Source organism: Vibrio breoganii, assembly GCF_024346795.1.
Taxonomy (GTDB): Bacteria; Pseudomonadota; Gammaproteobacteria; order Enterobacterales; family Vibrionaceae; genus Vibrio; species Vibrio breoganii.
Genome location: NZ_AP024864.1, coordinates 2,603,951 through 2,628,411 on the forward strand (window position 1 = coordinate 2,603,951; position 24,461 = coordinate 2,628,411).

The following is a 24,461-nucleotide window of genomic DNA, read 5'->3' on the forward strand; positions in this document are numbered from 1 at the left end:
ATTTTAACTAAATATTAGTCAAAGATCTTAGCAACAACACCAGCACCTACAGTACGGCCACCTTCGCGGATTGCGAAACGTAGACCTTCATCCATTGCGATTGGAGCGATTAGCTCAACAGTCATTTGGATGTTGTCGCCTGGCATTACCATCTCTACGCCTTCAGGTAGAGTGATGTCGCCTGTTACGTCAGTTGTACGGAAGTAGAACTGTGGACGGTAACCTTTGAAGAAAGGAGTGTGACGGCCGCCTTCATCTTTAGAAAGAACGTACACTTCTGACTCAAACTTAGTGTGTGGGTTGATAGAACCTTTAGCAGCAAGTACTTGGCCACGTTCAACGTCATCACGCTTAGTACCACGTAGTAGTGCACCAACGTTCTCACCTGCACGACCTTCGTCAAGCAGCTTACGGAACATTTCAACACCAGTACAAGTAGTAAGAGTAGTCTCTTTGATACCAACGATTTCTACTTCGTCACCTACACGTAGGATACCGCGCTCGATACGACCAGTAACAACAGTACCACGACCTTGAATTGAGAATACATCTTCAATAGGAAGTAGGAACGGTTGGTCAACAGCACGCTCTGGAAGTGGAATGTAAGAATCTAGTGCTTCTGCAAGCTCAACGATTTTGTCTTCCCACTGCTTTTCGCCGTTTAGAGCGCCAAGTGCAGAACCTTGGATTACTGGTAGATCATCACCTGGGTAATCGTACTCAGAAAGAAGTTCACGAACTTCCATTTCTACTAACTCAAGTAGTTCTTCATCATCAACCATGTCACATTTGTTCATGAATACGATGATGTAAGGGATACCAACCTGACGACCAAGTAGGATGTGCTCACGAGTTTGAGGCATAGGGCCATCAGTCGCAGCAACAACTAGGATACCGCCGTCCATTTGAGCAGCACCAGTGATCATGTTTTTAACATAATCGGCGTGTCCAGGACAATCTACGTGTGCGTAGTGACGTTCAGGAGTATCGTACTCTACGTGAGAAGTAGCGATTGTGATACCGCGCTCACGCTCTTCAGGAGCATTATCGATAGAAGCGAAGTCTTTAGCAACACCGCCGTATACTTTTGCAAGAGTAGTACAGATAGCAGCAGTTAGAGTTGTTTTACCGTGGTCAACGTGGCCGATAGTACCAACGTTTACGTGCGGTTTCGTACGTTCAAATTTTTCTTTAGACACGATCGTGTTCCTTCCTAGTTATGATTCGCCGCGACCAGACATAGTCGAGGCGCGTCAGAATTTGCTATTTTAAGCATCAAACGCCTTTAGCGCAATATTTAGGCGTGCTGATCTGAAAATTTCATCAGGTCTATACAACGCCTAAACTATTAACCACGCTCGGCAATAATAGCATCAGCCACATTCTTCGGCACTTCAGCGTACTCACTAAACTCCATAGAGTAAGAAGCACGGCCTTGTGTCGCCGAACGCAAGTCAGTTGAATAACCAAACATGACAGACAGTGGAACCTGCGCACGGACTACTTTGAGTCCTGCAGTACCATCTTCCATGCCCTCAATAATGCCGCGGCGACGGTTTAGGTCACCCACTACACTACCCATCCAGTCTTCTGGAGTAGTTACTTCAACTTTCATCATTGGTTCAAGGAGAACTGGTTGTGCCTTAAGAGCACCATCCCTGAACGCCATTGAGGCAGCGATTCTAAACGCTATCTCACTTGAGTCAACATCGTGGTAAGAACCATCGAACAAAGTCGCTTTGACATCCTGCATAGGATAGCCGGCAAGCACACCATTGATCATTTGTTCTTCGATACCTTTCGATACCGAATTAATGTATTCACTTGGAACCACACCATCCACAATATCGTTTTCAAAAACAAAACCTTCGCCGGGTTCAGACGGCTCAAGTTTAAGCCAAACGTGACCGTATTGGTTACGCTCACCTTGGCGAATAAATTTACCTTCAATCTCAGTTGTGCCGCGAATCGCTTCACGGTAAGCCACTTGAGGGTTACCTACGTTACAACCAACATTGAATTCACGCTTCATACGGTCGACGATGATATCAAGGTGAAGCTCACCCATACCTGAGATCAGTGTTTGACCTGTTTCTTCGTCCATTTCCACGTGGAAAGAAGGATCTTCCGCAGCAAGTTTATCTAAAGCAATGGCCATTTTATCTTGGTCTGCTTGAGATCTTGGCTCAACCACAATCTGAATAACTGGATCAGGGAACTCCATGCGCTCTAGGACCACTTTGTGGTTCATATCGCACAAGGTATCACCTGTAGTTACGTCTTTAAGACCGATTACAGCGGCAATATCGCCTGCTCGTACTTCTTTCACTTCTTCACGCTTGTTCGAGTGCATTTGCACAATACGACCAAGACGTTCTTTTTTCTGTTTTACTGAGTTGTAGACCGTATCCGCGGTTTTGACAACACCAGAATACACACGCACAAAGCTCAACGTACCTACAAACGGGTCTGTCGCAATCTTAAATGCTAGTGCTGAAAACGGTTCTTTGTCGTCGGCATGACGCTCAACTTCTTTTTCGTTTTCGTCTACGCCTTGAATCGCAGGAACATCCACTGGAGATGGTAGGAAGTCAACAACAGCATCAAGTACAGCTTGAACACCCTTGTTTTTGAAAGCACTTCCGCACGTTGCCAACACGATTTCATTGTTAAGGGTGCGGATACGTAGACCTTGCTTGATCTCCGCTTCGCTTAGTTCACCCTCTTCAAGGTATTTGTCCATTAGCTCTTCATTGGCTTCAGCGGCTGCTTCAACCAAGTTAATGCGCCACTCTTCAGCACTTTCAAGCATGTCAGCAGGGATATCTTCATAAGAGAAAGACATACCTTGATCAGCTTCGTTCCAGCTGATGCGCTTCATCTTGATAAGGTCAACAACGCCAGCAAACTCTTCTTCCGTACCTACGTTTAGTTGGATTGGAATTGGAGTTGCGCCAAGACGCTCTTCAATTTGATCGACAACACGCAAGAAATCTGCACCCGTACGGTCCATTTTGTTAACGAACACTAGACGAGGAACACCGTATTTGTCAGCTTGACGCCAAACGGTTTCAGATTGAGGCTCAACACCAGACGCGCCACAGAATACCACTACAGCACCATCAAGTACGCGCAATGAGCGCTCTACTTCGATAGTGAAGTCTACGTGTCCTGGGGTATCAATGATGTTGATGCGATGATCTGGGAATTGAGCTTCCATACCGCGCCAAAAGGTGGTGGTAGCCGCAGATGTGATAGTAATACCACGCTCTTGCTCTTGCTCCATCCAGTCCATGATTGCTGCGCCGTCATGAACCTCACCAATTTTATGGGAGAGACCGGTATAGAATAGAATACGCTCACTTGTGGTTGTTTTACCTGCATCTACGTGAGCCACGATACCGATATTACGGTAGTGCTCAATAGGAGTTTTACGAGCCACGATTGTATCCTCTTATTAGGGACTATTAATATTTTAAAAAGAGCTTTAAAAATATGAATAGACCCTATTTTTCCTTTCTGAAAAATAGAGAAATGCAGCGAGCAAAGCTCGCTGCACTAAAGGTATTACCGAGGGATTACCAGCGGTAGTGTGCGAACGCTTTGTTAGCGTCAGCCATGCGGTGAACGTCTTCACGTTTCTTAACCGCAGTACCTTTGTTCTCAGACGCGTCTAGCATTTCAGCAGCTAGGCGTTGAGCCATAGATTTTTCACCACGCTTACGCGCAGCTTCAACCAACCAACGCATAGCAAGAGCGTTACGGCGAACCGGACGAACTTCTACAGGTACTTGGTAAGTTGAACCACCTACACGGCGAGATTTAACCTCTACCGCTGGGCGAACATTTTCAAGAGCTTCTTCAAATACAGCTAAGTGGTCTTTACCAGACTTCTCAGCCATAGTTTCTAGTGCAGTGTAAACAATTTTCTCTGCAGTAGATTTCTTTCCGTCAACCATAAGGATGTTAACGAATTTTGCCAGCAGTTCAGATTTGAACTTAGGATCTGGAAGGATCTTACGCTGACCAATAACGCGACGACGTGGCATAGGAATTCTCCGTTGTCTTCTTCAGGTTATCCAAAACTTTACAGTTTCTTCAAAATTAAAATTTAATTTAGTGTTTGGCCTTACTTAACGGAATCCATTAAGACTTAGGACGCTTCACACCGTACTTAGAACGACCTTGTTTACGGTCGTTTACGCCTGCACAGTCAAGTGCACCGCGAACAGTGTGGTAACGCACACCTGGAAGGTCTTTAACACGACCGCCACGGATAAGAACAACACTGTGCTCTTGAAGGTTGTGGCCTTCACCGCCGATGTACGAAGTCACTTCAAAGCCGTTCGTTAGACGAACACGGCAAACCTTACGAAGTGCTGAGTTAGGTTTTTTTGGTGTAGTAGTGTAAACACGAGTACATACACCACGTTTTTGTGGGCACGCTTCTAGTGCAGGCACGTTGCTTTTAACAACTTGCTTTGCACGAGGCTTACGTACCAACTGGTTAATAGTTGCCATTAACTAGCTCCTGATTACTTAAAGTAAGCTTTGTGAAAAATCTAAGCCCTATCACACTAGTGCAATTAGGGACGCGAAATTCTATTCGGGGATGGGGGGGGTGTCAAGAAATATACAGATCTTTTTTAACCAGTAGGCAGATCCTTATCAGATCGTGCCTAGATCGGACATAAACACGCAGAAAAGTGCTTACCAAGTAATGGATTTGCTGTGTTCGGCCGTGAGATCCACGAATCCAGCAAAGTCGACCGCTTCGATATGTGAAGGACATACACTCTCCAAACCTCTAGCTATGAGGTCAGGCTGAAGCGCTTTAACCTCAATAGAGGGTAATAGTGCATGTTTTTTGTGTTTAGGGTTCGCTGCGTACACCGCTTCTTCCACCAAAAGCACCGTGTCCTTGGCTGAAACATAGCGAGATAGAGTCTCTAGGCTGTGTAAACGAGAAACAATATGAAGCATGACTAAAACCTTAGTACGACATCAGAAGTGGCAAGCTTGTGTGCTATCCCTTCGCTATCTAAAAGTTCTGCGTCCAAGAACAGCTCTTGCTGAGTAAAGCCTAATTCGCTGAGGCTTTCACTGCACACATAGACCTCTTCGACTTCATAGAGATCCAGTAAACGAAATGCAGAGATATAATCTCGGCTAAGGATAGATTGCGGTTGCTGCTGTTTTAATAGCTGGCTCACCCCATCCCCAACAAAGACCAGTTGCAGGTTCTCACTGTACGCAGACGTCGCGAGAATGGCATCTAGGCCTTCCCTACCTTGCGCTGTGCTGTGCGGGGTACTGGTAAATACAAAGGTAATCTTCTTCAAAACTGCACTACCCTATCCTGAGTCAATAAAGCCTCAGCCAAACTCCCGAGACCCGATTGCTCAAAGCCGTCTGCAAGATTTGACTGTGCAAGCTGATGTTGCTCAGATTCTTCTTTGCCAACAATACCTCTTCGCAGTGCTGCTGCTACACAGGTTTGCAATAACATGCCATGTTCCGCAGCCAATTGCTGCCAGGCAGACACTAGATCAAACTCATCGTTCGCCGGAACGGTAAGGCCATTACCGTTCGTTACCCCTTGTTGATAAAAGAACACGCTGACTAGACGGTGTCCCTTTTTTATCAGTGCTTCAGCAAATTGGTAAGCATTTAAACTAGATTGCTCACCATAAACCTCGCCACTGACCACTAAGGTGTACGATAGGCTCAAACTACTCTTCCTCAGTCTTACGCTGACGAATGTAGAGATAAACGGTGTGTTTAGAGATGTTGAGACGATCTGCTACACGGTTGATAGCATCTTTAATATCGAAGATACCCTTGTCGTACAGTTCCATAACGATCTGACGATTTTTGGTATTGTTAGAGACCATCTTGTCCGCATTGACTTCATCAATGGTGCGCTCAACGGTTTGGTCCACCAGCTCTTCTACATCACTAGCAAAGTTTACCGATGATGCAGCAGCTTCTGCTTCTTCTGTTGGCATGAACGAGTGCAGCACTTGAGAGAAGGGTGCGTCCAAGTTGACATTCATACACAAAAGGCCAATAACTCGATTATCGCCATTGCGGATAGCAACGGTAATAGACTTCATCAATACTCCGCCTTTAGCACGGGTAAAGTAAGCACGAGAAAAATTACGCTCAGAGCCTTCGATGTCTTTCAGCATCTTCAACGCTAGGTCGGTAATCGGTGAACCTACTTGGCGACCGGTATTCTCACCATTGGCGATACGGATAGCAGAGGTGTTGAGATCCTCTAGAGAGTGAAGAACGATCTCACAGAATTGTCCAATTAAACTCGCTATGCCATCAACCACAGCCTCATATGAGCGCAGGATGATCTTGTCATGCTCCGTAAAGGGCTTAACATCAACGGATTCCAACTCTAAAAGCGATTCTGTATCGAGAGTTTCTGTGTTCACGCGCTTGTCCATGTTCAGAATTCAAATATTAAGTCAAAGTTTATCAGAATATTTTAAAAAAGAGAGTCCTGCCTGAGTCAACACCGCAATATTCTGATCTGAGTCATAAACAAAATACAAAAAAACCGAGGCAAGCCTCGGTTTCATAAGTATTTTTTAACGCTTACTGTGCAGCTGGAGCTTCAATATCCAATAGCTCAACTTCAAACACTAGTGTTGAGTTAGCAGGGATAGCTGGAGACTCTTGGTCACCGTATGCAAGCTCTGGTGGGATAACGAACTTGTACTTAGAACCCACTTGCATTAGCTGAACGCCTTCAGTCCAACCAGGAATCACTCGGTTAAGAGGGAATGTCGCTGGTTCGCCACGCTCAATTGAGCTGTCGAACTGAGTGCCGTCTGTTAGTGTGCCCACATAGTGCACTTTAACAACGTCAGTTTCTTTAGGTGTTGCGCCGTCGCCTTGCTTCTCTACTTGGTAAAGAATGCCTGACTCTGTTTGCATTACGCCGTCTTGTTTAGCAAATTCTGCACGGAAGTCTTCGCCTGCTTTGATTGCAGCTGCTGATTTCTCTGCAGCTTGAGCAGCCATTTGCTCACTTACGCGAGCATCAAGGCCTTCAAGAGCTTGACGGATTTCATCTTCGTTAAGACCCGCATTACCACCAAACGCATCAGTAATACCTTTAAGTACCATCTCATCGCTAAGTTCAATGCCGATTTCTTGAGGCTTCTCTACACTTGCTTTTAGGTAAGTAGCGAACGAAACACCGATTGCGTATGCCGCTTTATCGTCGTCAGAGTTGAATTGCATTGCTGCTGCTTCTGCTGGAGCTGCTGCTGCAGTTTCTGTCTTTGGTGCTTCTTCTTTTTGACAACCTACTGCTAGAGCAACAGTTGCTGCAAGCAGAGAAAGTTTTAGCATTGGTTTCATTGAGTTCTCCAAATCATGGCTGCGCCATTTGCTACGAGCACTTTTTAGTGCAGATTATTTATCGCTAATCTTATTAAAATTAACAAATTACAGATCAGTGTACGAATTATAATTGCGTCTAGACAACTATTTATTGTCATTTCTAAGTAAAATTGCGAGCGATGGGCTTTTAGACACAGTTATTTATAATAGTTCCCTAAAAGATGAAGGGAATGATGATCTGGGGTAAACTGCGGGCCATTATCGACTTTATAGGCTCGCTTTGATGTCCAACACGACTGAGATTTCTACTTTAATTCAGCAACTCAATCAGAAGATTGATGACCTTGAGTGCAAGGCTGCATTCCAAGAACAAACCATCGATGAGCTCAATGACGCCCTTAGTCAGCAACAGATCCTTATCTCGAAGATGCAGCACCAGATGAAGTATGTTGTGGGTAAGGTTAAAAATATTGATGCCTCTAACCTAGCGGATCCCACTGAAGAAACACCGCCTCCTCATTACTAAAGAGGCGAGCACAAGGCGCTACGTCCCACTATTTATTCGTCAGCATAGATTTTCACGGTAATAGAACCTTGGGCATCAATGCTGGCGCGATACATTCCTGAGCTGTTCATCGCAAAGTGAATATCACCGTTAGAATCCAAGGCAATCAAGCCGCCTTCTCCACCCATAGCTTCGAGTTCACCATGAATGACTTGCTCACTGGCAGCGTGGACGTCCTCTTTAAGATAACGCATCCTTGCTGCAAGATCTGATGCCACCGTTTTACGGATAAAGTGCTCACCTACACCTGTCGTCGATACCGCTACATTGCCGTTTTCAGCATAAGTACCCGCACCTATGATTGGGCTATCGCCTACTCGACCAAATTTTTTGTTGGTGACGCCACCAGTACTTGTGGCAGCCGCAAGATTCCCAAAACAATCCAGAGCAACCGCACCTACAGTGCCAAATTTTTTATCATCAGGGTACTTGCTCTCAGATAAGGCAAACATGCCCTTTTCTTTCATGCTCTGCAGTTGCTGGCGTCTGCGCTCTGTTACAAAGTACTCTTCATCCAGAAATTCAAAGCCTTGTGACTCTGCAAATCGATGAGCGCCATCGGCTATCAAAAACACATGATCGCTGTTCAACATCACGGCATTGGCAAGTTCAATGGGATTTTTGATGCCTTTGATCCCAGCCACTGCACCAGCATTAAGGGCTTTGCCGTGCATAATTGAGGCATCCATTTCAATTGACTCTTCATGGGTCAATACAGAGCCTTTACCTGCATTAAAATGAGGTGAATCTTCCATTACCTTTACTGCCGCTATCGTGGCATCAGCAGCATCACCATTGGCTTGCAAGACTTCATAGCCGGCGCGAACGGAGGCCTCTAATACCGCAAGCATTTCTTGCTTAAGTTGTTCGCTCATTTTACTGCGCAATATGGTGCCGGCTCCGCCATGGATGGCAATACTGATTGGTGGCTGCATAACATTTCCTTCGTCTTAAAACCAAAAAAGCCTCCCACTGGGTGGGAGGCTCATTATAGCGAAACAATCTCGAAATGCGCTTTTAGCACATTAAGGTTGTAAAAACCGCTTAGTCGTTAGAGCAGCAATCGTCGCCTTTACCGCAATCGCCTTTGCCACCACAACATTCGTGATCATCACCGTGGTCATGACCGTGGCCACAGCCACCTTCTTTGTGAATGTGACCATGTTCGATCTCAGACTCAGTCGCTTCGCGGATTGCTACCACTTCAACGTCAAAAGTAAGAGTTTGGCCAGCTAGCATGTGATTACCGTCAACCACTACTTCGTCACCGTCTACTTCAGTAATTTCTACAGGGATTGGACCTTGGTCAGTGTCAGCTAGGAAACGCATGCCCACTTCGATTTGGTCAACGCCTTGGAAAACATCAGCAGGAACACGTTGAACCATAGCATCGCTATGCTCACCGTATGCTTCTTCTGGAGCTACCGTTACGCTGAACTTATCACCGATAGTACGGCCAGCAAGCGCTTTTTCTAAACCAACTACTAGGTTGTTGTGTCCGTGTAGATAATCCAATGGTGCATCAACACCCGCTTGATCAACAACTACGCCTTCTTCAACTTTTACTTGATACGCTAGGCTTACTACTGAGTTATTGTCGATTTTCATAGTCACTCCAAAAAGTTGGTTATTCAACTGTTCAAAAAAGAGGCGCAATAATACAGATTAACCTCTGCTATGGCTAGCGCTTAATGCTATTCAGGTTTAAAGATCCCAATCAGGTCTTGCTCACCCACTTGCTCTTGCTGATCAGCAGGCAGACGCTGCTCTTTGAAATCACAGCTAACACACTCTACCCATTCAACATTATTCTCTTCCCACCAGCGCAAACTATCGGTATCGCTGCACTCTGGGCAAGCTGCGCCTGCAATAAATCGCTTCTTAATCTTCATCTTTTTTGTTCCAGTAATTGCTCGATTGACGCTCATTCTCTATTTCACGATCAAAGATCTCTTCTAGCTCTTTACGTGCTTCTTTGGCACGCAAGGCTAAATTGCTCTCATCACTGTGTTGAGGAAGCAACTCTTTCAACATAGTGTTATCCAATTTATTAAAGTGCTTTTCGGCTCGAGAGGCTTGATGGGGGTGCATTCCAAGTGCAATGAGCAATTGGCGTCCAAGATCCAGAGCACCTAAGAAGGTTTCTCTAGAATAACTGGTGACACCATGGTTCAACAATTGATAAGCCTCAACACGACTTCGAGCGCGAGCTAATATCTTAAGGTGCGGAAAGTGCTGCTGACACAACTCGATAGTTTGGATAATTTCATCCGGATCATCGGTACACAGTACAATCGCTTCTGCATTATGTGCCCCTGCCGCCCTCAACAAATCAATGTTAGTGGCCTCTCCGTAATACACCTTGTAGCCAAACTTACGCAATAGCTTTATCTGACTGGCATCGCTTTCCAAGATGGTGATCTTCACCTTGTTGGCATACATCAACCGACCTACCACCTGACCAAAACGACCAAACCCTGCCACTATCACTCTTGGTCTGCGATCTTGTACCTGCTCATGGGATTCCGTTTCTTCGGGTGTGTTGATGCTACGTGAATACACCCAAGTCTGCACTTTCAGAATCAAGGGCGTGGTGACCATAGATAGACTCACTACCACCAACAAGAAGCTCGCAACAGGCACCGAAAGCAATCCGAAACCAAGGGCAGCTGTAAATATGACGAAGGCAAACTCGCCCCCCTGGCTAAGTATGGCCGCCATTCGACTTCTGGATTTGGACTTGGTGCCAAACAGTCGCGCGAGCACATACAAGATCACTCCTTTTGCCGTAACGAGTCCCACAACTGTTGCCAATATTAGTAATGGATTCTCTATCAACAAACCTAAGTTAACGGACATGCCTACCGAGATGAAGAACAGCCCCAGTAACAACCCTTTGAACGGCTCAATCGTGATCTCTAGCTCGTGCCTATATTCGCTCTCAGCCAACAGTACCCCAGCTAAGAATGTCCCCAGCGCCATGGATAAACCAAGGTGCTGCATAAATACCGCAATGCCAAACACCACCAGAAGTGCCGCAGCAGTGAAGAGTTCTCGGGTGCCCGTAGAGAGTACAAATCTAAATAAGGGTCTTAGCAAAAAGTGGCCAGCCACCAGCAAGGCCACGACCGCAGATAGCTTTAGGCCTACATCAGCCCAATTGCCTGCCACCTCTCCGGCAAGCAATGGCAATAACGCCAGCATTGGAATGACGGCAATATCTTGGAACAGCAGCACAGCAAAGCCTGACTGGCCCGTTTCGGAGCCAGCCAATCCTTGCTCATCAATAACACGCAGAGCAATGGCGGTAGACGACAGTGCCAACCCCATACCAATGGCAAGACTGCTCATCCACGACTGACCCAGTAGATAGGCCACCATAGAAAGAAATAGGGTTGTTACTATGACTTGAGCGCCGCCCAAGCCCAGTATGGGCATTCGCATCGCCCACAGCTTCTTCGGGTTCAGCTCCAAGCCAATCAGAAACAGTAGCAGTACCACCCCTAGTTCAGAGAAGTGCAGTATTGCATCGACATCGCTGATCAAGGAAAGCCCCCACGGACCAATAACCACACCCGCCAGCAAATAACCTAAGACGCTGCCCAATCCAAGGCGTTGCGCCAATGGAACAGCCACAACCGCAGCACCAAGAAACAGTACCCCACTCTCAATCAGCTCATTATTCATGGCCATCGGTGTACTCCTCCAGACTAGGTTGAGTCGCAAAGGGATCCGATAACCACTGTCGATATTGAAACGCGTGCTCTTCACGAGTGGTGTCGGATACGGTTCTCGACCAATACAACACCAAAGGCTCAATCCAGTTCATCTGGCAAAGGGCTGCCGTAAGCTCAAAGGGCTGAAGGATCTGCTCTAAGGGATATTTATTGTATCCCCCGGGAGAAAATGCCGACTTTTGCCCACCTGTCGTAATCACGCTACGCCAATGTTTATCTTTCAAGGCGCATTGAGAGCCGAAGGCGAACCCTTTATCTAATACACGATCCATCCACTCTTTGAGCAGTGATGGGCAGGAATAAAGGAACATAGGGTGTTGAAACACAATCAAGTCATGCTCTAAGAGGCGCTGATGCTCAAGAGCGATATCAATAAAGAAGTCAGGGTATTCTGCGTATAAGTCGTGCACAGTCACATTTGGCAGATCTTTTATTTTTTCGATCATGCACTGGTTGGCAACCGAACTGTCTGGTTCGGGATGCGCGTATATGACTAGCACTCTTGGGATATTCGGCGGGTAAGCAGACAGCTTTGTCATTCCTTGACACATTCCTTAACTGTTACGTTAGGTTTATCCTATCACGCCAAGAGATCGACTTTTACCCCTATTCCACCTAATATGCGAGCCAACATATTTGATTAACGCTCAGCATTCTCATGATTACGATTTCAGACATTCAATTATTGCGCGGAGGCAAAGCCCTTCTGCAAGACGCTTCTGCCACAATTCATCCCGGCGACAAAGTCGGCCTTGTTGGGAAAAACGGGTGTGGTAAATCAACCCTGTTTGCTTTGATGAAGGATGAGCTCAGCATTGATGCGGGTGACTTCAAGCAACCAAAGCATTGGGAGCTCGCTTGGGTTGCACAGGAAACGCCTGCCCTTGAACGCACAGCAATTGAATATGTTATCGATGGCGACAGAGAATATCGCCAGCTAGAAGCTGACTTAGTCCAAGCTGAAAAAGACGACAACGGCACCAAGGTGGCCGAGTTGCATGGGAAGATAGAGACTATTGGTGGCTATTCTATTCGTGCTCGAGCGGCTGAACTCCTCGATGGTTTAGGCTTTTCTCAAGCACAAATGGAGTGGAATCTGACTCAGTTTTCGGGGGGTTGGCGCATGCGCTTGAACCTCGCTCAAGCACTGCTATGCCGCTCAGATTTGCTGCTTCTCGATGAGCCTACCAACCACTTGGATCTCGATGCCGTCATGTGGCTTGAGCGTTGGTTGCAAAACTATAGAGGCACCTTGGTGCTGATTTCTCACGATAGAGACTTCTTAGATCCTGTAGTGGGTCGCATTATCCATATCGAAAATCAAGCTCTCAACGAATACACGGGTAACTACTCGTCATTTGAAACCCAGCGTGCCCAGAAGCTAGTACTTCAACAAGCTATGTATCAGAAGCAACAAAAGCAGATGACACATATGCAGAGCTATATCGACCGCTTCCGTTACAAAGCCTCTAAGGCACGTCAGGCACAAAGCCGAATAAAAGCCCTAGAAAAAATGGAACAGGTTTTACCCGCTCAGTTTGATAATCCATTCAGCTTTGAGTTTCGCGAGCCAACCGCGCTACCTAACCCTATCGTGATGATGGACCAAGTATCCGCAGGCTACGATGACACTTTGATCTTAGATAAAATCCGCTTGAATCTCGTTCCCGGTAGTCGTATAGGTTTGCTAGGGCGTAACGGCGCCGGTAAATCGACCCTGATCAAGTTGCTGTCTGGTGAGTTAGCGTCAAAGAGCGGTGAGCTTACGTATTCGCAAGGCGTGAAGATTGGCTACTTTGCTCAGCACCAACTGGAAACGCTTCACCCAGAAGAAACGCCCCTACAGCATCTGATGCAGATTGCCCCAAATCATACAGAGCAGCAGCTTCGAGATTACTTAGGTAGCTTTGGCTTTCAGGGCGAAAAAGCGCTGGATAAGGTAGCGCCATTCTCTGGGGGCGAAAAGGCTCGTTTAGTATTGGCATTGCTGGTTTGGCAAAAGCCTAACCTTTTGCTTCTCGATGAGCCAACCAACCACCTTGACCTCGATATGCGTCAAGCGCTAACCCTAGCCCTGCAAACCTTTGAGGGTGCAATGGTTATCGTAAGCCATGATAGATACTTGCTGCGTGCGACTACCGATGATCTTTACCTAGTGCATGATAAGCAGGTAGAGCCTTTTGATGGTGATCTAAATGACTACTACAAGTGGCTAACCGAGCAGCAAAAAGAAATTAAGAAAGCGCAATCAAAGGAAGTGGTTAAATCGAGCGTTAATTCTGCCTCGGCCAAGAAAGACCAAAAAAGAAAAGAAGCGGAGTTTCGAAAGCTCACCGCTCCGATTCGCAAAAATATCACGGCTTTAGAAAAGAAAATGGATAAGCTCAACAATGTGTTAGAGCTGTGCGAAGAGCAACTTGGTGATACCGAACTGTATCAAGCAGAAAATAAGTCTAAACTTACTCAAGTGCTTGGCCAACAGGCTAGCGCTAAGTCAGAGCTTGAGGATGTGGAGATGGAATGGATGACCGAGCAAGAATCCCTTGAAGAGATGCAGGCTAACCTCGACGCAGAATGAACAACAACACGCCTAACGATCACCTAACCATCGAGAGTCTTTGGCAATTCAGTTTGCAGTACTACTCGATGCGGGAGATAAAAGAGGCGTGTCTCAACCTGCAAAACCACTTCCATGGCAACGTTAATCTACTGTTGGCATTGAAGTGGCTTGATGAGCACGGACTCACTTTCCCGACCTCTCAGTGGCCACAGATAATACAAAGCTTGGGGCGCACTGAAGCACTATTGCTTCATTTTCGTGAGTTGAGACGTAAAAGTAAGCAACACCTGCCAGAGTCTTTGTATAGAGACTCACTGCAATTCGAACTGCAACTTGAGCGCCAGCAACAGGCTGACATCATAGACATCATTCATCGAATTGAACTCACTCAGGTGGAAGCGCCACACCTTGCAGACGACTATTGTCATCAACTCGGGGCTGAGCATTTAGCGGTTATCTTCAATAAGCAAAGGCCATGATGAAATCCTTCTCTCCCTCTTGGGCAATGAAGAACCCTCACCTTCAAACACTAATGCCACGGTTTATTCGCAAACAACCGCTGTTCACACCGGCTTGGGAAACCTTGACCACACCAGATAATGACTTTATAGATTTAGCTTGGAGCGACGATTGGCAATGTAACTCCGTCGCCAACAAGCCTATCTTCATCCTATTTCATGGCTTGGAAGGTAGCTTTAACAGTCCTTATGCACATGGGCTGATGCACTCTTTTTCCGAGAAAGGGTGGTTATCTGTGATGATGCATTTTCGAGGTTGTAGCGGTAAGCCCAACAAGCAAGCGCGTGCCTATCACTCTGGCGAGACCGAGGATGCGAGATTTTTCCTCGAACACCTCAACCGTCGATTTCCCAATAATCCTAAGGTGGCGGTTGGGATCTCACTGGGGGGAAACATGCTGGTGAACTATTTGGCTCGGTATGCGGATCAGCCAATCATAGATGAAGCCACCATCATTTGTGCTCCTCTCGATCTGGCCGCTTGCTCTCGACGTATCGAACAAGGCTTCTCAAGGCTCTATCATCACTATCTGTTGGATTCTTTGAAGCAGACAGCTTTGCAAAAGATTCATTTATTGGAAGAGGCACTAGAGATCGATGTAGATACCGTAAAGAACATGCGCTTCTTACATCAGTTCGATAATGCTATTACCGCACCACTGCATGGCTACGCCAATGCTAGCGACTACTATACTCGTTGTTCAGGTCTTCCAAAGCTCAATAGCGTGACCATCCCTATTAACGTCATTCACGCCAAGGATGACCCATTTATGACCGATGAAGTCGTCCCTAAGTTTAAGCTCAACAACAATATCGACTATCACTTGGTCGCTAATGGAGGGCATGTTGGCTTTATTGGCGGCACGTTTAGCAACCCCTATTTTTGGTTGGAGGTGGCTGTGCCAAGCTTTTATGATAAATTCACCTCCCAGACATATTAATCTAATAAGCCTCAGCCATGATCGTACCTTGGAAAGAAATCGCTCCTGAAACACTGGATAGCCTGATAAAAGAGTTTGTTCTCAGAGAAGGGACAGACTACGGAGACGTAGAAATCTCGCTGCAAGACAAGATAGACCAAATCAAATGGCAGCTACAACAAGGTACAGCTGTTATTGTTTATTCCGAGCTACATGAGAGCATCGATATAAAAGTGAGCCACGACGCAAAACTCTTATAAGCACCCAATCGTTAAACTCGATTTGTATACAATTGACCTTTATTCACTCACAAGACAAGGAAAGTCATGTCAGCCAAACACCCCATTATAGCGGTAACGGGCTCTTCAGGAGCCGGAACCACCACTACATCAGAAGCCTTTCGCAAAATGTTCAACATGATGAATGCAAAGGCCGCCTGGGTTGAAGGCGACAGCTTCCACCGTTTCACCCGTCCAGAGATGGATGTGGCTATTCGAAAAGCGAAAGAGCAGGGTCGACATATTAGTTACTTTGGCCCTGAAGCCAATGATTTCCCTGCACTCGAAAACTTCTTCAAGGACTTTGGCGAAAAAGGCGAAGGAAAGGTGCGTCGCTATCTGCACACCTTCGACGAAGCCGTGCCATACAATCAAATGCCGGGTACCTTCACCCCGTGGCAAGAACTGCCACAAAGCGATGTACTCTTCTACGAAGGCTTGCACGGTGGCGTCGTAGACAGCACCTGTAACGTTGCTAAGCATGTGGATTTGCTGATTGGCATGGTGCCTATCGTTAACCTTGAGTGGATTCAAAAGTTCGTTCGCGATACTCGCGATCGAGGGCATTCACGCGAAGCGGTGATGGACTCTATTGTACGTTCAATGGACGACTACCTGAACTTTATTACCCCACAGTTTTCGCGCACACACATCAACTTCCAGCGAGTGCCTACCGTTGACACCTCAAACCCTCTAAACGCCAAAGGAATCCCTAGTTTAGATGAAAGCTTTGTGGTCATTCGTATGCGTGGCTTTAAGAATGTCGACTTCCCCTATCTATTGGCAATGATCGATGGCTCATTTATGTCTCGTCACAATACTTTGGTTGTCCCAGGAGGAAAAATGAGTTTTGCTATGGAATTGATTATTCGTCCTATACTGCAACAATTACTAGAGACGGGTAAGATCGGCTAATTTTGAATCTGAGTCGCACTCTTGTCTCAGAGTGTGATTGAGGACACGGTTTTGCTTGTAAAATCGACAATTCAAACCGATCAAAATCAAGAAATGTACTTAAAAAAAAGATACTATTCGTACTGATAAAATTTGAAGTAGTAGCAGCAACTACACCCCGCTCCCCTTATATGGCGAGGTCAGGGAACATAATTATACTCGCTGAGAGAGGAAGATAAGAATATGGTTTTAGGTAAACCTCAAACAGATCCAACGTTAGAATGGTTTTTGTCACACTGCCACATCCACAAATACCCTTCAAAAAGCACACTGATCCATGCTGGTGAAAAAGCAGAAACTCTTTACTACATCGTTAAGGGTTCGGTTGCCGTACTGATCAAAGATGAAGAAGGGAAAGAAATGATTCTTTCTTACCTAAACCAAGGTGACTTCATCGGTGAACTAGGTCTTTTTGAAGATGATCAAGAGCGTACTGCTTGGGTACGAGCTAAATCACCATGTGAGGTTGCTGAAATCTCATTCAAAAAATTCCGTCAGCTAATTCAGGTTAACCCAGACATCCTAATGCGTCTTTCTTCGCAAATGGCTAACCGTCTGCAGGTAACTAGCCAGAAAGTCGGTGATCTTGCGTTCCTAGACGTTACTGGTCGTATCGCACAGACTCTACTGAACCTAGCGAAGCAACCTGATGCAATGACTCACCCAGACGGCATGCAAATCAAGATCACTCGTCAAGAGATTGGTCAGATTGTAGGTTGTTCTCGTGAGACCGTTGGTCGTATCTTGAAGATGCTTGAAGAGCAGAACCTGATCTCTGCACACGGTAAAACTATTGTGGTTTACGGCACTCGCTAATCCACTCTAAAGTAGCCAGATATAAAAAAAACGCTGTCATATGACGGCGTTTTTTATCTCTTCTAGCTGAGAGCTTCTAACTGACAGCTAGTTACCTAATTATTGGTACTCTCAAAGATCTTATCCGCTGACGCTTCAACAAAGCCTTGATATAGGTTTCCTGCAGACACCTCATAGCGCTTGGCAAACTCATAGAAGCCACCTGGAACGCTCTGTACGCCATCAGAAAATACAACCTTAACCTTATCCGCCATTGTAGAGGATTGCTCTAACAGTACCTCAGAAGAGCCCTTCACCTCTCCGCCGGAAGCGTTGATGGCAAATTGGTTATCCTTAAGGAAAGTATTCACCTCAGATACCTCTTCAAACTGAGCCAATTGATTGACGCTCACGGTAAAGTGATTGGCACCAAAGCCATGTGCAGCTACCCATGAGGCATACTCACTTTCTTTGGCTAGGCTTTGATAATCTTCAAAGCTCAGGTCCCACAAACGACCACCATGTAAAAACGCAGAGCCTTGCAATTTACTTGGATCAATTTGTTCCGATAGTTTTTTCACAATCGCCTGCAACTCGCTTGAACACTGCTCGAGTTGCAACTGACTGATGAATACCTTAGGCATATTAGGGTCTGGATGTTGATAATGCTTAGCAACCAGCTTTTTCGCTTTAAAGAGATAGTCACCACCCTCTTTATAGCCAAGCTCGATAAATGGCTTCGCCAATACCTCTAGGCCTATGGGTGAACAATTGAAGGTACGCAGCGCAATGTGATCGTTGATTAGCGCCTTATCTTGCTTTAATAGCTCATGAATGGTGTGCGATGACGGACAAAGCCTGCCATTAAAATCACTCCACAGTTGGTCAAATAGCTTTTGGACACCCATAACCCCTCCTTGATAGTACTTTGTTGATGACTAGTCGAATTGAATACCTGGAGACAATGTTTCAGGCATTATTGGCGCATCTCCTGCTATCGAAGCCATAGGATATGCACAGTAATCTGCGGCATAGAATGCACTTGGACGAAGGTTACCTGACGCACCGGGGCCGCCAAATGGCGCATCACCGCTCGCTCCCGTGATAGGGCGATTACGGTTGACTATGCCAGCACGAATTTCGTCAGAGAAGAGCTCCCACTGAGCATCATCAATAGAAATCAGACCGGCCGATAGGCCATATTTAGTGTTGTTCGCCAGCTCTATGGCCTCTGCGAAGTCGTTGTAACGAACGATCTGCAGCAAGGGACCAAAGTACTCTTCATCAGGCAATGCCTTGATGTCAGTAACATCTAAGATGCTCGGCTCAACAAAGGCATCATCCAGCAGCTTTCCATCCAACAAAGGCTTGCCGCCAAGGTCTATCAACGACTGTTTCGCCGCCACAATCTGCTCCGCTGCCGTGCGTGAGATAAGGGTGCCCATAAAGGGTTGCTGCTCAGCAAATGGCTGATCCATTTTTAGCTGACCAGTCACCTTCACTAACTTGGCAATGAGCTTATCGCCCGCGTCACCTCTGGCAACATACAAGCGCCTAGCACAGGTACATCTTTGCCCCGCACTAATAAAGGCAGACTGCACTACAGTGTGAACCGCAGCATCCAGCTCACCAAAATCTTCACCGACAATCAGAGGGTTATTGCCACCCATTTCCAGCGCCAGCATTTTTTCAGGTTGCCCAGCAAACTGGCGATGTAAGATATGACCAGTGTTAGCACTACCAGTAAACAACAGCCCATCAATCTGCGCTGAATCAGCCAGTGCAATGCCGGTATCTTTACCGCCTTGGACTAGGTTGATGACACCATTGGGTAAGCCCGCTTCATGCCAAAGCTTCACGGCAAGCTCGCCACACAGTGGCGTTAGATCAGACGGCTTAAACACCACGGTATTACCTGCCAATAGCGCAGGCACGATATGCCCATTAGGAAGATGCACAGGGAAGTTATACGGGCCAAATACAGCCAATACGCCCAACGGTCTATGTTGCAAGGTGACATCGTTGCCCGCAACCTGCTTGTGCTTGGTGCCTGTTCGCTCATGGTACGACTTAATGGATAGCGCAATCTTGCCTGCCATCGCAGCAGCTTCAGTGCGAGTTTCCCATAATGGCTTGCCCGTCTCTTTAGCTACCGTCTCGGCAATCAACTCGGCGTTTTCTTTAACCAGTTCAGCAAAGCGCAATACGATTTGCTCACGCTGTTCAAAAGAACATTTTTTCCAGCTCAAAAACGCATGTCGCGCACTTGAAACAGCCAGCTCTACCTGCCCTTTGCTCGCAGAGTGACCCTGCCAGATAACCTCACTGTTGTAAGGAGATAAAGAGTGCACATCATGGCCTTGCCCTGAAATCCACTCACCCGCGATAAAATGCGTTTCCATCTAATTCGTCCTTGTTGTTCTGTTTACACTGCCGCCATTCGAACCCAATCACCGCTCTTAACTTGAAGAGCGTTTGCGACTTTAGGGCTGAGAATGACGCTTTGAGTTTCAGCATCAAATGCCGCTTGTTGAGCTACGGCTCTGAAATTCTCAAACGAGGTATTACTAATGAGATAGTTAGTAGAGCTGCCATGCTCTGCAACCGACACTTGAGCCCTAAATGAATGGCGCACGGTGTCAATATTGCGAAGGTCACACTCCACCGTTGGACCCGCATCGAAGATGTCGACGTAGTCTCGACAAGTGAAGCCTTCGTTCTCAAGCAGTTTCAATGCTGGGCGGGTATTATCGTGTACTTCACCAATCACTTCCTGTGCCTCTTTACTCAATAGATTGATGTAAATCGGCAGCTTTGGCATCAGGTCAGCAATAAAGCCTTTCTTGCCAATACCAGTGAGGTAATCAGCCATAGTGAAATCGATAGAGAAGAAGTGCTCCTGCAACCACTCCCAAAATGGAGAGTTGCCCTTTTCATCAGAGACCCCTCTCATCTCCGCAAAGATAGTCTTAGAGAATCGATGAGGATGCTCCGCTAGCATCAAGAAGCGGCACTTAGACAACAATCGACCATTCAATCCACCACGGAACTTAGGGCGCAGGAACAAGGTGCAGATTTCACTGCACCCGGTGTAGTTGTTACCAAAGGTCAGTAGCTTCACCACATTATTCACGCCCAGTTTTGGCGACGAATGTACAACCTTGCTGATATGGTACGAATAAAAAGGAGTATCCCAACCTATCGAGGCTTCTATGCCTGTAGTACCGGCTACTTCACCCGTATCACAATCAACACCGACCATCAGGTAGCCTTCATCACCGGGTTCAGTCACCTCTGGTTTTTGAAAGCTATTTACTGAGTGATCAATTCTATTCGTAAGCAACTCTTCATTGACTGGCAAAGAGGTAAATCCGTGACCGGACTCCTCTGCGCACAAGTGCAATGCATCGTAATCATCCTTTAAAATTGGGCGTACTACTAACATCCCACTATCCTCCTGATAGAAAACTACGCGTTGTATAACTTAGCTACAGCCGTTTCAAAGCGCTCAAATCCTTGCTTGATTTCCTCTGGCGTGATCACCAGCGAAGGAGTGAAACGAACCACGTTAGCGCCTGCAATCAGCACCATCAGACCTTCTTCACCCGCAGCCACCAATACATCACGAGAGCGACCTTTCCAGTCATCGTTCAGCTCAGCGCCAAGCAGCAAGCCCTTACCTCTGAACTCAGCAAAGATTGGGTATTTAGCATTGATGCGTTCTAGCTCTGCACGGAATAACCCTTCACGCTCTTTTACGCCTTGTAGAACATCAGGTTGAGAAACATGTCCAACGACAGCTTCAGCTACCGCACACGCTAATGGGTTGCCACCGTAGGTCGAGCCGTGAGTGCCAATCTTAAGGTGTTTAGCCAGCTTCTCTGTCGTCAGCATAGCGCCAACCGGAAAACCACCACCAAGAGACTTAGCGGTGCTCAAGATATCAGGTGTGACACCTAAGCCTTGGTATGCGTAGAAATCGCCAGTACGACCGTTGCCCGTTTGCACCTCATCGAAGATCAATAATGCGTTGTGCTTGTCACACAGTTCGCGGACTGTTTGTACAAACTCAGAAGTCGGAGCAATGATGCCACCCTCCCCTTGTAGAGGCTCCATCATGACCGCGCAGGTTTCATCGGAGATTGCGGCTTCGAATGCTTTAATGTCGTTGTATGGGATATGCTCGATATCACCCGGTTTAGGGCCAAAGCCATCCGAGTAAGCCGATTGGCCACCCACAGTTACCGTAAAGAAGGTACGACCATGAAAGCCTTGATTGAAGGCGATGATCTTAGATTTGTGCTCACCAAACTCATCCACAGCATAGCGACGAGCCAGTTTAAGTGCTGCCTCATTAGCTTCTGCACCGGAGTTAGCAAAGAAGACCTTATCTGCAAAGCTCAGCTCGACCAGTTTTTTAGCCAAACGCAAAGCGGGTTCATTGGTCATTACATTGCTAAGGTGCCATAACTGATTCGCTTGCTTAGTGAGTGCCTCTACCATCACTGGGTGACAATGACCTAAGCAACTCACCGCGATACCGCCAGCAAAATCAACGTATTCCTTATTTTGCTGATCCCAGATTCGCGCCCCTTCACCTCGAACCGGAATTATCGACATCGGGTTATAACAAGGGACCATCACTTCATCGAAATCTTTACGCGTTACATCTGTCATATTCTGCACTCCTTTATGCACTCCCCTCGCAATTAAAAAATTCGCTATTTATGCATTGCTGGAGACATTTCCTCTGTACAAGCATTGTATTTACAATTTATTAACCATTTCAAGAGGAAAATACGTCTAAATAGACTAATTTACCGTGCAAAATGTGAGCGGTGTGACGCTATTCGAGCAACAGACAAGAAAAAGTGATCATGTTGCATAACAAACCTCATTTTCACGAAGAATAAGTAACAAAAATGTTATGCAAGGAATTTCAATAGATATGCTTTATGTTTGGGGGATACGAGCAAGGAAGTTAGCTAGGATCTCATGACCCTGCTCTGTTTTTATCGATTCTGGATGAAACTGAACCGCCTCAACGGGCAGCGTCTTATGGCGATAGCCCATAATCTCTTTTTGTTGCCCTTTTTCGTCGAGGGTCCAGGCGGTTATCTCGAGACATTCTGGGAGGGTTTCTTTCTCTACAATCAAGGAGTGATAACGGGTGACCGTTAGCGGGTTATTAAGCCCAGAAAACACACCTGTGTTGGTATGTTGTATTGGGGAGGTTTTACCGTGCATGACTTTATCAGCACGAATCACCTTTCCACCAAGCACCTGGGCGATCGCTTGATGCCCAAGGCATACGCCAAGCAAAGGCAGTTGTCCCATAAACTCTTGAATGACTTGCAGAGAAATGCCGGCTTCATTTGGAGTGCAAGGACCCGGCGAGATAACAATGGCTTGCGGTTGCAGCGCGTGGATCTCGGCAATGGTAATCGCATCATTACGAACGACCTTAGTGTCACACCCTAACTCACAAAAGTACTGATATAGGTTGTAAGTAAAGGAGTCGTAATTATCAATGATCAACAGCATGCCAGAATCCAAACTAAAAATGCCACCACCTTGACGGCGATGGCATTCTATCACAACTTATTTGACCAAGATCTTAAAACGGACGCTTAACAAAGCCAACCGCGTCGAAAACCTTATCTAAAGTCACAGCAGCCTTCGCTGATGCTTTCTCAGCACCAGCCTTCATTACTTCGTTCAGGTATGGCATATCTTGGCGAATACGGTGGTATTCAGACTGGATTGGCTCAAGCATAGCAACCACCGCCTCACCCACATCTTTCTTGAAAGGACCGTACATTTCAACGCCTTGGTACTGCGCTTCGATCTCAGCAAAGGTTTTACCCGTCGCCGCAGAGTACAGTCCCATTAGATTGGCAATACCAGCCTTGTTCTCGATATCATGCAGGATACGAGGCGGGTTATCTGGATCCGTTTGCGCTTTATTAATCTTCTTAATGATAGATTTTGGCTCTTCAAGAAGGGTGATAACGTTCTTACGGTTATCATCAGACTTAGACATCTTCTTAGTTGCATCTTGAAGGCTCATTACGCGAGCGTTCACTGTTGGGATGTATGGCTCAGGCACTTGGAAGATTGGCGCTTCTGGTGTGCTGTAGATGTTATTAAAGCGGTTTGCGATATCGCGAGCCAACTCTAGGTGTTGCTTCTGGTCGTTACCCACTGGCACTTGGTGTGCACCGTACAGCAAAATATCTGCAGCCATTAACACAGGGTAGTCATACAGGCCCACATTAACGTCATTCGCGTAGCGCTGAGATTTATCTTTAAACTGCGTCATGCGGTTTAACTCACCCATTTGGGTGTAGCAGTTTAGAATCCAGCCCAGTTGAGCATGCTCAGGTACGTGAGACTGAACAAACAGCGTGCTTTTCTCTGGCGTTACGCCTACTGCAAGACAGATAGCAAGTGCGTCTAGCGTTGCTTCGTGCAGTGCCTTTGCGTCTTGACGAACGGTAATGGCATGAAGGTCAACAACACAGTACTGGCAGTCGTAATCATCTTGCATCTGATGCCACTGACGCAAAGCACCAAGATAGTTGCCAATGCTTAATTCACCAGACGGCTGAACACCGCTCAACACTATTGGTTTAGTGGTCATGATAATTACTTCCTCAATACTTCTAGAATAAAAATTTTATACGATAAAGCAGTGTACTCATCGATGAGTATATTGGAAGAAAAAAAACAGGAAAATGAGCCTAAATTGAGATTTCAGGCTCATTGCTAC

26 protein-coding genes and 1 pseudogene are annotated in these 24,461 nt (G+C 46.4%); 7 read left to right on the forward strand and 20 right to left on the reverse strand.

Going from position 1 to position 24,461, the window contains the following annotated elements:
• Window positions 1–14: 14 nt before the first annotated feature.
• The 9 genes from tuf to fkpA all read right to left on the reverse strand — a co-directional run bounded on the left by tuf (window position 15) and on the right by fkpA (window position 7,380).
• Window positions 15–1,199 carry an elongation factor Tu gene (gene tuf, locus OCU35_RS12090; protein WP_261825416.1) on the reverse strand — a complete coding sequence of 395 codons (1,185 nt, stop codon included), beginning with the start codon at window positions 1,197–1,199 and terminating at the stop codon, window positions 15–17.
• Window positions 1,200–1,348: 149 nt separating this feature from the next.
• The gene (gene fusA, locus OCU35_RS12095; RefSeq protein WP_017242607.1) at window positions 1,349–3,442 is read right to left on the reverse strand and encodes an elongation factor G; all 2,094 of its coding nucleotides are present in this window, start codon (window positions 3,440–3,442) and stop codon (window positions 1,349–1,351) included.
• Window positions 3,443–3,578: 136 nt separating this feature from the next.
• Window positions 3,579–4,049 carry a 30S ribosomal protein S7 gene (gene rpsG, locus OCU35_RS12100; RefSeq protein WP_017029464.1) on the reverse strand — a complete coding sequence of 157 codons (471 nt, stop codon included), beginning with the start codon at window positions 4,047–4,049 and terminating at the stop codon, window positions 3,579–3,581.
• 97 nt (window positions 4,050–4,146) lie between these two features.
• Window positions 4,147–4,521 (reverse strand): 30S ribosomal protein S12, encoded by a 375-nt coding sequence (gene rpsL, locus OCU35_RS12105; protein WP_004399892.1) that lies wholly within the window; start codon window positions 4,519–4,521, stop codon window positions 4,147–4,149.
• A gap of 189 nt (window positions 4,522–4,710) precedes the next feature.
• On the reverse strand, window positions 4,711–4,983 hold the full coding sequence (tusB, locus tag OCU35_RS12110; protein ID WP_017029463.1) for a sulfurtransferase complex subunit TusB: 273 nt from the start codon (window positions 4,981–4,983) through the stop codon (window positions 4,711–4,713).
• Between the two features lie 2 nt (window positions 4,984–4,985).
• On the reverse strand, window positions 4,986–5,342 hold the full coding sequence (gene tusC, locus OCU35_RS12115; protein ID WP_017029462.1) for a sulfurtransferase complex subunit TusC: 357 nt from the start codon (window positions 5,340–5,342) through the stop codon (window positions 4,986–4,988).
• A complete protein-coding gene (gene tusD, locus OCU35_RS12120; RefSeq protein ID WP_261825417.1) occupies window positions 5,339–5,731 on the reverse strand; it encodes a sulfurtransferase complex subunit TusD in 393 nt (130 codons plus the stop codon). The genes tusC and tusD overlap by 4 nt, the downstream gene beginning before the upstream one ends.
• 1 nt (window position 5,732) lies before the next feature.
• Window positions 5,733–6,458 (reverse strand): helix-turn-helix transcriptional regulator, encoded by a 726-nt coding sequence (locus tag OCU35_RS12125; RefSeq protein ID WP_017029460.1) that lies wholly within the window; start codon window positions 6,456–6,458, stop codon window positions 5,733–5,735.
• Between the two features lie 151 nt (window positions 6,459–6,609).
• The gene (gene fkpA / locus OCU35_RS12130; RefSeq protein ID WP_017031385.1) at window positions 6,610–7,380 is read right to left on the reverse strand and encodes an FKBP-type peptidyl-prolyl cis-trans isomerase; all 771 of its coding nucleotides are present in this window, start codon (window positions 7,378–7,380) and stop codon (window positions 6,610–6,612) included.
• A gap of 265 nt (window positions 7,381–7,645) precedes the next feature.
• Between fkpA and OCU35_RS12135 the strand changes: the two genes are divergently transcribed.
• Window positions 7,646–7,888, forward strand: coding sequence for a SlyX family protein (locus OCU35_RS12135; RefSeq protein ID WP_017029458.1), 243 nt, complete (start codon window positions 7,646–7,648; stop codon window positions 7,886–7,888).
• 32 nt (window positions 7,889–7,920) lie between these two features.
• Here the strand turns inward: OCU35_RS12135 and OCU35_RS12140 are convergent, their stop codons facing one another.
• The 5 genes from OCU35_RS12140 to kefG all read right to left on the reverse strand — a co-directional run bounded on the left by OCU35_RS12140 (window position 7,921) and on the right by kefG (window position 12,203).
• Window positions 7,921–8,862 carry an isoaspartyl peptidase/L-asparaginase family protein gene (locus tag OCU35_RS12140; RefSeq protein ID WP_261825418.1) on the reverse strand — a complete coding sequence of 314 codons (942 nt, stop codon included), beginning with the start codon at window positions 8,860–8,862 and terminating at the stop codon, window positions 7,921–7,923.
• Between the two features lie 109 nt (window positions 8,863–8,971).
• Window positions 8,972–9,535, reverse strand: a complete 564-nt coding sequence (gene slyD / locus OCU35_RS12145; protein ID WP_017029456.1) for a peptidylprolyl isomerase — start codon at window positions 9,533–9,535, stop codon at window positions 8,972–8,974.
• 86 nt (window positions 9,536–9,621) lie between these two features.
• Complete coding sequence (locus tag OCU35_RS12150) at window positions 9,622–9,819, reverse strand: YheV family putative zinc ribbon protein (RefSeq protein WP_017029455.1); 198 nt, start codon at window positions 9,817–9,819, stop codon at window positions 9,622–9,624.
• Window positions 9,809–11,620, reverse strand: a complete 1,812-nt coding sequence (gene kefB, locus OCU35_RS12155; protein WP_017242612.1) for a glutathione-regulated potassium-efflux system protein KefB — start codon at window positions 11,618–11,620, stop codon at window positions 9,809–9,811. Before kefB ends, OCU35_RS12150 begins: the two co-directional genes overlap by 11 nt.
• Window positions 11,607–12,203 (reverse strand): glutathione-regulated potassium-efflux system ancillary protein KefG, encoded by a 597-nt coding sequence (gene kefG / locus OCU35_RS12160; protein ID WP_017029453.1) that lies wholly within the window; start codon window positions 12,201–12,203, stop codon window positions 11,607–11,609. The genes kefB and kefG overlap by 14 nt, the downstream gene beginning before the upstream one ends.
• 119 nt (window positions 12,204–12,322) lie before the next feature.
• On the opposite strand from kefG, the gene OCU35_RS12165 reads away from it, so the two are divergent.
• The 6 genes from OCU35_RS12165 (at window position 12,323) to crp (ending at window position 17,710) form a co-directional block, all read left to right on the forward strand.
• Window positions 12,323–14,242, forward strand: coding sequence for an ABC transporter ATP-binding protein (locus OCU35_RS12165; RefSeq protein ID WP_261825419.1), 1,920 nt, complete (start codon window positions 12,323–12,325; stop codon window positions 14,240–14,242).
• Complete coding sequence (locus OCU35_RS12170; RefSeq protein WP_017029451.1) at window positions 14,239–14,703, forward strand: TIGR02444 family protein; 465 nt, start codon at window positions 14,239–14,241, stop codon at window positions 14,701–14,703. Before OCU35_RS12165 ends, OCU35_RS12170 begins: the two co-directional genes overlap by 4 nt.
• Window positions 14,703–15,683 (forward strand): hydrolase, encoded by a 981-nt coding sequence (locus OCU35_RS12175; protein WP_026026227.1) that lies wholly within the window; start codon window positions 14,703–14,705, stop codon window positions 15,681–15,683. Before OCU35_RS12170 ends, OCU35_RS12175 begins: the two co-directional genes overlap by 1 nt.
• A 17-nt stretch (window positions 15,684–15,700) precedes the next feature.
• A complete protein-coding gene (locus OCU35_RS12180; RefSeq protein ID WP_017029449.1) occupies window positions 15,701–15,922 on the forward strand; it encodes a YheU family protein in 222 nt (73 codons plus the stop codon).
• A 66-nt stretch (window positions 15,923–15,988) separates the two neighbouring features.
• On the forward strand, window positions 15,989–16,855 hold the full coding sequence (locus tag OCU35_RS12185; protein WP_102359913.1) for a phosphoribulokinase: 867 nt from the start codon (window positions 15,989–15,991) through the stop codon (window positions 16,853–16,855).
• Between the two features lie 222 nt (window positions 16,856–17,077).
• Entirely contained in the window at window positions 17,078–17,710 is a 633-nt protein-coding gene (crp, locus tag OCU35_RS12190; protein WP_017029447.1) for a cAMP-activated global transcriptional regulator CRP, read from the forward strand.
• A 95-nt stretch (window positions 17,711–17,805) separates the two neighbouring features.
• Here the strand turns inward: crp and OCU35_RS12195 are convergent.
• From OCU35_RS12195 to trpS, 6 genes and pseudogenes are all read right to left on the reverse strand, one after another.
• Window positions 17,806–18,603 (reverse strand): annotated as a pseudogene (locus tag OCU35_RS12195) (2-oxoadipate dioxygenase/decarboxylase family protein); the annotation flags it as partial.
• A 24-nt stretch (window positions 18,604–18,627) separates the two neighbouring features.
• A complete protein-coding gene (gene astD, locus OCU35_RS12200; RefSeq protein ID WP_065599369.1) occupies window positions 18,628–20,091 on the reverse strand; it encodes a succinylglutamate-semialdehyde dehydrogenase in 1,464 nt (487 codons plus the stop codon).
• Window positions 20,092–20,114: 23 nt separating this feature from the next.
• Window positions 20,115–21,134, reverse strand: coding sequence for an arginine N-succinyltransferase (astA, locus tag OCU35_RS12205; RefSeq protein ID WP_261825420.1), 1,020 nt, complete (start codon window positions 21,132–21,134; stop codon window positions 20,115–20,117).
• A gap of 23 nt (window positions 21,135–21,157) precedes the next feature.
• Window positions 21,158–22,366, reverse strand: a complete 1,209-nt coding sequence (locus OCU35_RS12210) for an aspartate aminotransferase family protein (RefSeq protein WP_261825421.1) — start codon at window positions 22,364–22,366, stop codon at window positions 21,158–21,160.
• Between the two features lie 276 nt (window positions 22,367–22,642).
• Window positions 22,643–23,233 carry an aminodeoxychorismate/anthranilate synthase component II gene (locus tag OCU35_RS12215; protein WP_017029442.1) on the reverse strand — a complete coding sequence of 197 codons (591 nt, stop codon included), beginning with the start codon at window positions 23,231–23,233 and terminating at the stop codon, window positions 22,643–22,645.
• Window positions 23,234–23,306: 73 nt separating this feature from the next.
• On the reverse strand, window positions 23,307–24,332 hold the full coding sequence (gene trpS, locus OCU35_RS12220; protein ID WP_017029441.1) for a tryptophan--tRNA ligase: 1,026 nt from the start codon (window positions 24,330–24,332) through the stop codon (window positions 23,307–23,309).
• Window positions 24,333–24,461: the final 129 nt, after the last annotated feature.